Here is a 9,937-nt window from a genome sequence, read left to right as displayed (position 1 = left end):
CAGCGGCCTGGGCAGCTCACCCTGCGGCTCGTCGTACATGTAGGCAGGGAGGTTGCCTCTGGCAGGCGCTGGGGCGTCATCGGGTGCGGACATGCAGCGAAGTATGCCTTTTCAGGCACAGTGCTAGCGCCTGTCTCGAAGTGCGGGTGCGCGCCAGTCGTGATCGGGGTGGTTCCTGGCGGTGCGGACGGATCGCCACTCATACCGGGTGTATTCGGGCGTATCCGGCCGTGCCGCCAGGAGCCGCATCCGGCGCGGCTGGGGTGTGCCCGCACTGCGAGACAGGCGCTAGGCACAGACAGGAATCGGGGGCGACTTCAGTGAAGTCGCCCCCGATTTCCGTTGCGCGGTCAGTGTTCGTCGACGACGCCGAACTCCAGCTTGGTCAGCTCACGCTTGGCGATCGTGGTCAGGAAGATCGAGATGCCCGCGTGGCTGTGCTGCATCGACAGGTCGCGCCAGACCCGCTCGATGCGCTGCCCCTGGCGGACCGCACTGGAACCGGCCGTGGGGAACAGGTACTTCTGCACCGCGTCCCAGCACAGGCGCACGACCTCGCGGCAGATCACCGCGATCCGCAGCTCCTGCTCGACGGTGAACGCCTCCGGGCCCTGCTCGCACAGCTCGCGCCAGGTCTGGATCGACTGGTGGAAGGCGGCTTCCGCGGTGGCGATCATGCCGGTGGCCTCGCCGTACCAGAACTGGAAGTCCTCGTTCTCCGCGCGGCCGACGATCGGCGGGAACATGGTGGTGCGGCTGCGCATCAGGTCGCCGTAGGCGTCGAGGGCGCCCTGGGCCATGCCGACCGCGAGGACGGCGTCCTCCAGCACCATGAAGCTCAGGGGACCGCCGCCGTACTCGGGGTTGGTGTGCAGCCTGCGGCCGGGAGTGCCCTCGGTGACGTTGACCTGGCTCATGTGCGTGGCGATCGTCTGGTAGTCGGCGACGAACGCGTTCTCCATGACGATGCTGTGCGAGCCGCTGCCCTTGAGGCCGAGCTGGCCGCCCCAGTCGTCGAGCCGGGTCCACTGCGAGCTGTCGACGATGAACATCATCGGCTCCGGCGGCTCGCCCTCGGCGCGGGAAACCAAGGTGTGGCCGACGAAGTGGGACGCATACGGGATGCCGGAGCAATAGCTCCAGGTGCCGGTGAGCAGCCAGCCGCCCTCGGTGCGGACCGCCTCGCCGGACGGCATCACCGTGGCGGGCGCGATGAACTCGCCGCCCGCGAAGGCCTCCTCCTGCACGCGCTCCTCGAACAGCGTCCCCACGACGTGCGCGTGCGCGGCGCCGAGGCAGTACATCCAGCCGGTCGACGGGCACGCGCGGGTGAGGATCTGCACGACCCGCATGAAGGTGTCGATGCCGAAGTCGTGGCCGCCGAAGCGGTGCGGCACCAGGATTCGGTAGAAACCGGCGTCGCGGAACGCTTCGTGGGTGTCCTCGGCGTAGAAGGTGCGCCGCTCGGTCTCCGCCTGCCGGTCGACGAGCGTCGCGGCGATCCTGTGTGCGCGCGCGATGACCTCGGCGGGGGTCAGGTCCGGCTCGGGTGGACCGGCAAAGATGGGCTCGGCAATGTTCGTGGTCAGTGTCATCGCTGCGCAGATCCTTTACCTCGGAGGGATGGCGCCGCTCGTCCGCCCCATATTTCGGCCGCCAAAGCAGCCTCACACAGGCGCGCGGGCGGTCGCCTCTCTCTCGATGCGAAGTTCGGGACAGGACCGCATTTTGGAAGGTGCGCGCAAACGCTTGAACCACAAGGCTTCAGGCGGATGCGTCGACCCGCGGGCCCACCGTGGCGGCGCCGTCCACCATGCAGTCCGACCAGACCGAATGCATTCAGAAAGGACAGTTCGATGACTGATTCCTCGACGGGCGAACTGACCATCACCCGCCTGCTCGACGCCACCCCGGAGCAGGCCTTCGCGGCGTGGACCGAGGCCGAGCGCTTCTCCCAGTGGTGGGGTGGCCCCGGCTTCACCGCGCCCGTGGCCGACGTCGCGCTCGACCCGAAGGTGGGCGGCGAGTGGAAGGCCACCATCGTCGCCGACGAGGACGGCTCGCGGTACCCGTTCCAGGGCAACTACGAGGTCGTCGACGCGCCGCGCAAGCTGGTGTTCACGCTGCTGGACAACAACCACCCGGACGCGCCGCCGGAGTCGATGGCCGTCACCTTCACCCCGGCCGGTGAGAAGACCGAGATGGTCGTGCACCAGGACAGCAACCTGGACGCGGAGACCCTGGAGAAGGCCAAGGAGGGCTGGGGCGGCTTCTTCGACGGCCTGGCGAACTACTTGGCCAAGGCCTGAGTGGTTTAGGGCGCGGCTCTGGGGCCATGGTCGGTGGGATTCGTGATCCGGATGGTTCCTGGCAAGGCGGAGGGAAGACCGTAGTACCGGGTTGTGCTTGGTCTTCCCGACAACGCGGCCAGGGGCCATCCGGGCGCGAATACCGCCGGCCATGGTCCCCGAGCCGCGCCCTGCCCCACGCGGCCACGCGCGGGGACGTCGCGGGTGGGTCGGGTGATCTCGTGGAGCCGTGGCCCCACTGTCTCTTGAGGACAGTCGGGACCGCGGCTCCACTGCTGTTCACGGGAAAGTTCCCGAGCCTGGGATGAAAGTGACGAAGACCGCACTCGGGAAGATGTCGCCTCGCACGGTCGGGCGAATCATTGTCCCGGTCGGACCAGTCGAGCCAGGTCAGAGGAGATCAACCGTGACACAGGAAATGGAAAGGATCGCTCCGGCGCTGCCGACGGACACGGCGGGCGAGCGACCGGGGCGGACGATTCCGCGTGCGCCGTGGATGATCCCGATGGCGTTGCTGGTCATCGGATTCCTCATCTACCAGTTACCTCCCTGGGCGGCGCTCGACCCGACGCGGTCGCGCATCCCGCTGCAGAATCCCGCGCACTACTGGCTGATCGTCGGACACGTGTTCACGGGCACGATCTCGCTGGTCACGGGCGTGCTGCAGGTGTGGCCGCGACTGCGGATCACCAAGCCCAAGGCGCACCGGTGGATCGGCCGGGCGTATGTGTTCCTCGGCGCGGTGCCGTCGGGCATTCTCGCGCTGGTGATGCTGCCGGTCGCCTACCCGGTGGGGAAGATCGGTGTCGCGATGTCGGCGACACTGTGGACCGGGGCGGCGATCCTGGGATGGATCAAGCTGCGGCAGCGGCGTTACGCGGCGCACCGGCAGCTGATGCTGTACAGCATCGCGATCATGTGGGGCCAGGTGATCTGGGGGTTCATGATCGGGATGCCGTTCGTGCTCGGCTGGATCCCCGGTGAGATCAACTTCGCGCTGGTGATCGAGGCTGCCCGGTGGTTGGGGTGGACCGCCAACATCGTGTTGTTGGGCTGGTGGCTCAATCGGACTCGTGGACGTCGGATCGGTGGGCTTGGCGGGGTCAAGGCCTGATCGTCGTTTGTGGAGCCGCGCTCGGGTGTTCCGGGCGCGGCTTCGTCGCGCTCTGGCCGATCGCGCTACTCGGCGGGCAGTACGTAGTGCAGCTGATACCGCTCAGCACTCAACACCATGTCGTTGACCTCGACCGGATATCCACCGTCGGCGATCGCCACACGCGTGATCGTCAGCACTGGAATGCCGGGCGTCAGTTGGAGACTTGAGCGCTCCTCCGGTGTGGGCTGACGAGCGCTCACCAGTTCCTCGAAGTGCCCGAGCCGGTGACCCGCTTCTTCCAGGCGCGCATAGACCCCGCCCTGCCCGGTATCCACTTGCTCGATGGCCGTCCCACGGGTGATCTCACGCGGCAATCGTGAAGTCGCGAGCTGAACTGGATTGCCGTCGGCGCGCATCAGCCGATCGCGCACGCACACCTCGGCACCAGGAGACAGGTGCAGTAGATCGGCGACCCGCTGGTTCGCGGGCTCGACGTGGATCCGCACGGATACCGACGGCTCCCAGCCGCCCGCGGCCGCGTCGCCCAGGAACGTCCCCTGGTTCCGTTCGCGGGCCTCCCGACTGAGTCGGGTCCGAGCGAGGCGCTGCACGGTCGGGATCGGCCGGACGAATATGCCGCGGCCGTGTTCGGCCAGCAGCACGCCCTCATTGCGCAGCAACTCGATCGCCTGCCGCACCGTCGGGCGCGAGACGCCGAACTCGGCGACCAGGTCACGCTCGGACGGAATCTGCGAACCGGGTGCATATCCGGCGGTGCGAACACGGCCGCGGAGCACGTCGGCGAGCTGGCGATATGCCGGTACACCACTGGCTTTGTCGATCACCGTGGTCACTCCGCTCCCTCTGGTCAGGTTGTGCGGACGTCAGGATGCCAAGACTACCGTCCGTTAACCCATCCGAGCGGCTCCCTCAACTGGTCGCAGATCATCACCGGCCGGGACGTCGCGGGCAGGTCGCGAACAATCCGGCTTGCCGTCGTCGACAACGACCTGATCTTGCGACCGCCACCCGGGGAAGTGGTTCTGATGTCAGTGGACGAAATCGAGTTCGTTCGGCGTGGCTTGGGTGATGGTCGCGACGAACTACTCGCGCGGCGGCGTCGGGTGATCGGGGACAAGTCATGAGCCCACGGCGATGGTAGTGCGGGCTCGGCACCCGGAGTCGTGACGAGTTACCACGCCTACGAAGCGGGTCGGGCGCACGTCGTGCCGACACCGCACTCGGTCGAAGCGGACACCGATGAAGCATTGCGCGGTCAGCTCGCCGCGCTCGGGAGCGCCGCCGCCGTACTTACCGCACTGTTGTCCGACGCCTACTCGGTGCGCCTTGCCGCCGATAGCCGGGTGGGAAGTCGATCTGACGTGACCGGGGTCAGCTGACTTCCGTGAGGCGCTGTGTCAGGAAGGCGCGTTCCGCGTCGTTTTCGGCCAGTGCCAAGGCAGCACGGTAGGCCACTGCGGCTTCCGCTTTGCGGTCCAGTCTGCGCAGGAGGTCGGCTTTGGTGGCAGGCAGGTAGCGGTAGCCCTCCAGCCTGCCATCGCTTTCCAGCTCCTCGATCGCGGTCAGGCCCGCCTCCGGGCCGAACACCATGGTCATCGCGATCGCGCGGTTGAGGGCGACCACCGGCGACGGCCACACCCGCATCAGGGCGTCGTAGAGGGTGATGATCTGCGGCCAGTCGGTGTCCTCGTACCGCCGCGCGGTGGCGTGGAGGGCGGCGATGGCGGCCTGCAGGGCGAACCGGCCGGGGTTGCCGCCGCGGAGGGCGTCGAGGACCAGACCGTGGCCTTCCTCGATCGCTTGCTGGTCCCAGACTGTGCGGTTCTGTTCCTCCAGCAGCAGCAGGCGGCCCTCGGCGTCCGTGCGGGTGTCGCGGCGCGCGTGGGTGACCAGCAGCAGGGCCAGCAGGCCCCACACCTCGCGTTCGTCGGGCATGAGGTCGCGCAGCATCCTGGTGAGGTCCAGGGCGCGCTGGACGAGGTCGGCGCGGACCAGCTGCTCGCCGGACGGGGCGGTGTAGCCGGTGGTGAACAGCAGGTGGATGACCGTCAGCACCGCGTCGAGGCGGTCGGGGAGTTCCTCGGCCGCCGGGACCCGGTAGGCGATGCGGGCGGCGGAGATCTTCTTCTTGGCCCTCGTGACCCGTGCGGCCATGGTGGCTTCGGAGACCAGGAACGCCTGGGCGATGTCGGCCGTGCTCACACCGCACACCAAGCGCAGGGTGAGCGCGATCTGGGCCTCACCCGACAGCGCCGGGTGGCAGCAGGTGAAGATCAACCGGAGGCGGTCGTCGGGTATGACGTCTCCGGTCGATTCAGCGGAATAGTTCATGTCGGCCTCGTCCGGTTCCACGAGCAGGGGAAGCTTCGAGCGGAACACGTTCTGCCGGCGCAGCGCATCCAGGGCTGTGCGCTTGGCGACGGTGGTCAGCCAGGCGCCGGGGTTCTTGGGTATGCCGTCGCGCTCCCAGACCTGCAGTGCGGTGGCGTAGGCCTCCTGCACGCATTCCTCGGCCAGGTCCATGTCTCGGGCGACGCGCGCCGTCGCGGCGAGCACGAAGGCCCACTCACGACGGTGCGCGTCGGCCACCGCGCGCTCGATCGGGGTCATGCGGCGGAGATTACCGGCTTGGTCGCGGTGACCAGGCCCGCGCCTGGCGCCATTATTCCGCGGGGGGCTCGAAGATCGGCCGCACCTCGACGCCGCCGCCGGGCGAGGTCGGGACCAGCTTGGCGATCTCCAGGGCCTCGTCCAAGTCCTTGGCCTCCAACAGGAAGAAGCCGGCCAGCACCTCCTTGGACTCGATGAACGGGCCGTCGGTGATGGCGCCGCCGCGGACCGAGGTGGCCGTGGTGCTGGGCTGCAGGGCCTGCGGGTAGAGGATCTGGGTGCCGCGCTTCTCGATCTCCTTGTTGAAGACCTCGTGCGCCGCCAGCTCGGCCTCGGTGATGTCCATCGGGTCGGCGGGTGCGGGCGAGTAGAGCAGGATCGCGTACTGAGCCATGTCGGGCTCCCCTTCTTGATTTCTTGTTCTCATACAGACGACGAACGGGCCGGGCGGAAATCGACAGCTTCGCCACCCGAATTCATACCCGATTCGTGTGGACGGCACGCGCGCCGATGGCCGGCTCCGCGAGCGGAGTCGGCCATCGGCATGGACGTGCGGGAGATCAGCGTGCTTCCTCCGCGGCGACCGGCGCGAGACCCGCGTCGTCTCCGCCGTCACCGTCGGCCGGGGCCTGGGCGGCCCCGAACGGAGCCACGTGCTTGAGCTTGACCGCCACGACGACGGCCATGGTGGCCAGCAGGATCGCGCCGATGGTGGCCACGGTCTGCACGCCGTCGGTGAAGGCGTCCCGGGCGGGGGCCAGCAGTGCGTCGGCCTCCCCCGCGGGCAGCTTGCCCGCGGCCACGGTGGCGCCGGCGAGGCTGTCCTTGGTGATCTCGGCGGTCTCCGCGTTCAGTCCGGCGGGCAGGGAATCGGAGACGTTGGCGCGGTACACGGCCGTGCCGATGGTGCCCAGGACCGCCAGGCCCAGGGTGCCGCCGAACTCGTTGGCCATCTGCGCCAGCGAACCGGCCGAGCCCATCTTCTCCGGCGGCGCGGAGGTGACGACCAGGTTGGTGCCCAGGCCCGCCATCGGAGCGCCGCAGAAGGCGATGATCGCGAAGCCCACGACCAGCGCGGTGGTGCCGGAGTCGGCGCTGATCTGGGTCATCCAGACCAGGGTGAGCGCCGCGCCGAGCAGGCCCGCCGAGATCACGTAGGCCGGGCGGAACTTGTTGGCCAGCTTCGGGCCGACCGCGAAGCCGATGGCGCCACCGGCCATGCCGGGGACCATCGCCAGGCCCGCTTCGAGCGTGGACATGCCCTGGACCAGCTGGAAGTACAGCATCATCAGCAGCATGATCCCGCCGCCGGTCATACTGTAGGACAGCTGCCCGGCCAGCGACGTGCCGATGGTGTTGTTCTTGAACAGGCTCAGGTCCAGCAGCGGGTCGCTGATGGTGCGCTGCCTGCGCAGGAACACCCAGCCCGCGGCCACACCGACGACGACCGCGACGACCGCCACGGCGGAGAAACCGTCACGGGCCAGCGACTTGATGCCGTAGATGACCGGGAACAGCGCGGCCAGCGAGAGCGCGACGCTGACCAGGTCGGGCTTGCCGGGCTGGCCGTTGCGGAACTCGGGCAGGAACTTCGGGCCGAGGACCAGCGCGGCGATGACGAACGGCACGCCCAGCAGGAACACCGAGCCCCACCACCACTGCGTCAGCATGGCGCCGCCGATGACCGGGCCGAACAGCGCGCCCATGGTGAACACGCTTCCCCAGATGCCAAACGCGGCGGCCTGCTGCTTCGGGTCCTGGAACATGGTGCCGATCAGCGAGAGCGTCGACGGGCCGAGGGTGGCGCCCGCGATGCCCAGCAGCGCGCGGGCCGCGATCAGGACCTCGGGACTCCAGGCGTAGGCGCAGAGCAGCGAGGCCACGGCGAACGCGGAGCAGCCGATCATCAGCAGTTTGCGGCGGCCGATGCGGTCACCCAGGGTGCCCATCGTGACCAGGAAGCCGGCCAGCATGAACCCGTAGATGTCCATGGTCCAGAGCTGTTCCATGCCGGTCGCGCCGAGATCCGACGAGAGATTCGGCAGCGCCAGCATCAGGACGAACAGGTCGATGGCCATGACGAAGGTCGGCAGCGCGAGCACCGCCAGCCCCAACCATTCCCGTCGCCCCGCCTTGGCAGGGGCAGTGTTGGCAGTCACTGTCTTTTCCTCTCGTGTTGTCGTCCTACGCACCTACGACGAACGAGCCACCGCGAAATCGACAGCGCCTCGACCGAGCGTTTTCGCGACGTCGGTGTCACCTATGGCAGTTACATTGTTTCGTCGGCGTCATGCGGGCGACCAGTGCCTCGCGCATGGCTCTGGTATGCGTTTCGCATGCGCCCGCGGGTCAGCCCTGACGTTCGGCGGTGAGGAAGACGAACGTCCCCTCGCCCGACGACTCATCCACGATGGACAGACCGGCCTCGGCGAACCACGCGTGCAGCTCGTCGAGCTCGAAGAGCAGGTGGCCCTCCGGGCGGCTCGGGAAGTACTGGCACTCCTGGAAGTGGCGCGCGACCTTGTCGTCGGACCACTTGAAGGTCATCATCGTGAGGCTGCCGCCGGGCTTGAGGACGCGGCCCATCTCCAGGATCGCGTCGCGGGCGTCGTCCGGGAACGCCTGCAGTGCGTTCCAGCAGTTCACCGCGCCCAGGCTGCCGTCGCTGAACGGCAGGTTCAGCGCGGACGCCTTCACCGCGGGCACCTCGGGCAGCGCGCCGCGCAGCACGTTGAGCATGGGCAGCGCCATGTCCAGGGCGAGGAGCCGGTCGGCGCCGACCGCCTTGGCGACGATCTTGGTCCAGCGGCCCGCGCCCGCGGCGAGGTCGAGGACCGGCCCGTCGACCGGGCTCACGTGCGAGGCGATGTACTCGTCCTCATCGGTGGGGCTGACTTGGTCGCCCCAGTTGGAGCCCGCGATGCGCAGGTAGGCGGGGCGCAGGACGGCCTCGTAGTACAGGCCCATGCTCGGCATCTCGGCGAGCTTCTGCAGCAGGTCGTTGGTGGCGTCGTCGGCCTCCTGGTCCTCCCGCACGCCCGCGGACAGGTCGAGGATGCCGTTGGCGATGGCGAAACCGGTGGCGCACTTGGGGCAGCGCACGCCGTTGTCGGAGAACTCCAGCTTGCCGTGGCAGGTCGGGCAGCGCAGCGACTCGACGTGCTTGGCGAAGACCGCCGTCGACTGGCCGGTCGGCTCGGGCAGGATCGCGTCCTCCGGCGACATCGAGGTCGCGAGGGTCGACGCGGGCTGGTTGTTGGCCACCGACCAGTACGCGCGGGCACCGGTGTAGCCGAGCACGGTGAGCGTGTCGTTGTTCCAGTTGGACTCGATCTGCTCCGCGGTCAGGCCCTTGATCCAGCCCGCGGTGAAGTCCTTCTCGTTCTCGTCGAGCACCCACACCGACGGCGACGGCCAGACGCGACCGAGGTCGGGGTTGGCCGGGTCCAGCTTCGCGAGAGCGCGCTCGAGGCGGGTCTGGTCGTCGGCGTCGAGGTTCAGCGGCGCGACGGCGGCGAGGACGGCCTCGCGGTCGGCCGGGAAGTGCGAGAGCAGGTACAGGAAAGCCAGCGTCAGCGGCTCGCCCTTCGCGCCGGCGCCGACCAGGTCGAGGTAGCGGCCCAGGCCCGCGTGCGCGGCGGCGAAGACGTCGGCGTCGCCGGTCTCGGCCAGCAGGCCGAGCAGGATCGCGAGGTAGCCCTGGCGGTCGGTGTCGACCAGGTCGAGGTGCTCGACCAGCACGGGCGTGCCCGGCCGGGCCAGTTCCGTTGCCGCGCCGCCGTTCCACAACCCGCCGACCAGTCGCCGGTACTCCGATTCCAGGCGATCAGGTGTGGCGTTCGCGAAAGACTTGACCAGTTCCGCGACGGTCGAATGGATCGTGGAGTCACTCATCTTCGCG

General features: G+C 68.6%; 9 protein-coding genes. 3 read left to right on the top strand and 6 right to left on the bottom strand.

Annotated features, from left to right (window positions below):
• Nucleotides 1-350: 350 nt before the first annotated feature.
• Nucleotides 351-1,595, bottom strand: a complete 1,245-nt coding sequence (locus ACRDSQ_RS32840) for an acyl-CoA dehydrogenase family protein (RefSeq protein ID WP_431426567.1) — start codon at nucleotides 1,593-1,595, stop codon at nucleotides 351-353.
• Between the two features lie 261 nt (nucleotides 1,596-1,856).
• On the opposite strand from ACRDSQ_RS32840, the gene ACRDSQ_RS32835 reads away from it, so the two are divergent.
• Both ACRDSQ_RS32835 and ACRDSQ_RS32830 read left to right on the top strand, forming a co-directional pair.
• Nucleotides 1,857-2,309, top strand: a complete 453-nt coding sequence (locus ACRDSQ_RS32835; RefSeq protein WP_431426565.1) for an SRPBCC family protein — start codon at nucleotides 1,857-1,859, stop codon at nucleotides 2,307-2,309.
• A 406-nt stretch (nucleotides 2,310-2,715) separates the two neighbouring features.
• On the top strand, nucleotides 2,716-3,423 hold the full coding sequence (locus ACRDSQ_RS32830; RefSeq protein WP_431426563.1) for a DUF2306 domain-containing protein: 708 nt from the start codon (nucleotides 2,716-2,718) through the stop codon (nucleotides 3,421-3,423).
• 65 nt (nucleotides 3,424-3,488) lie between these two features.
• Here the strand turns inward: ACRDSQ_RS32830 and ACRDSQ_RS32825 are convergent, their stop codons facing one another.
• On the bottom strand, nucleotides 3,489-4,250 hold the full coding sequence (locus ACRDSQ_RS32825) for a GntR family transcriptional regulator (protein WP_431426568.1): 762 nt from the start codon (nucleotides 4,248-4,250) through the stop codon (nucleotides 3,489-3,491).
• A 339-nt stretch (nucleotides 4,251-4,589) separates the two neighbouring features.
• Here ACRDSQ_RS32825 and ACRDSQ_RS32820 point away from each other — a divergent pair, with 339 nt between their 5' ends.
• A complete protein-coding gene (locus ACRDSQ_RS32820) occupies nucleotides 4,590-4,805 on the top strand; it encodes a hypothetical protein (protein ID WP_431426562.1) in 216 nt (71 codons plus the stop codon).
• On the opposite strand, the gene ACRDSQ_RS32815 is transcribed toward ACRDSQ_RS32820, so the two are convergent.
• From ACRDSQ_RS32815 to ACRDSQ_RS32800, 4 genes are all read right to left on the bottom strand, one after another.
• Entirely contained in the window at nucleotides 4,798-6,036 is a 1,239-nt protein-coding gene (locus ACRDSQ_RS32815; protein WP_431426560.1) for an RNA polymerase sigma factor, read from the bottom strand. The genes ACRDSQ_RS32820 and ACRDSQ_RS32815 overlap by 8 nt on opposite strands.
• Before the next feature lie 52 nt (nucleotides 6,037-6,088).
• On the bottom strand, nucleotides 6,089-6,430 hold the full coding sequence (locus ACRDSQ_RS32810) for a YciI family protein (protein WP_431426559.1): 342 nt from the start codon (nucleotides 6,428-6,430) through the stop codon (nucleotides 6,089-6,091).
• 166 nt (nucleotides 6,431-6,596) lie between these two features.
• Nucleotides 6,597-8,195 carry an MFS transporter gene (locus tag ACRDSQ_RS32805; protein ID WP_431426557.1) on the bottom strand — a complete coding sequence of 533 codons (1,599 nt, stop codon included), beginning with the start codon at nucleotides 8,193-8,195 and terminating at the stop codon, nucleotides 6,597-6,599.
• A 190-nt stretch (nucleotides 8,196-8,385) separates the two neighbouring features.
• Nucleotides 8,386-9,930 (bottom strand): methyltransferase domain-containing protein, encoded by a 1,545-nt coding sequence (locus ACRDSQ_RS32800; RefSeq protein ID WP_431426555.1) that lies wholly within the window; start codon nucleotides 9,928-9,930, stop codon nucleotides 8,386-8,388.
• Nucleotides 9,931-9,937: the final 7 nt, after the last annotated feature.

It is taken from the genome of Actinokineospora sp. (assembly GCF_050699995.1).
Lineage (GTDB): Bacteria > Actinomycetota > Actinomycetes > Mycobacteriales > Pseudonocardiaceae > Actinokineospora.
Note: the sequence above shows the minus strand (reverse complement) of the source record. Positions and strands in the feature narration are given on the sequence as shown.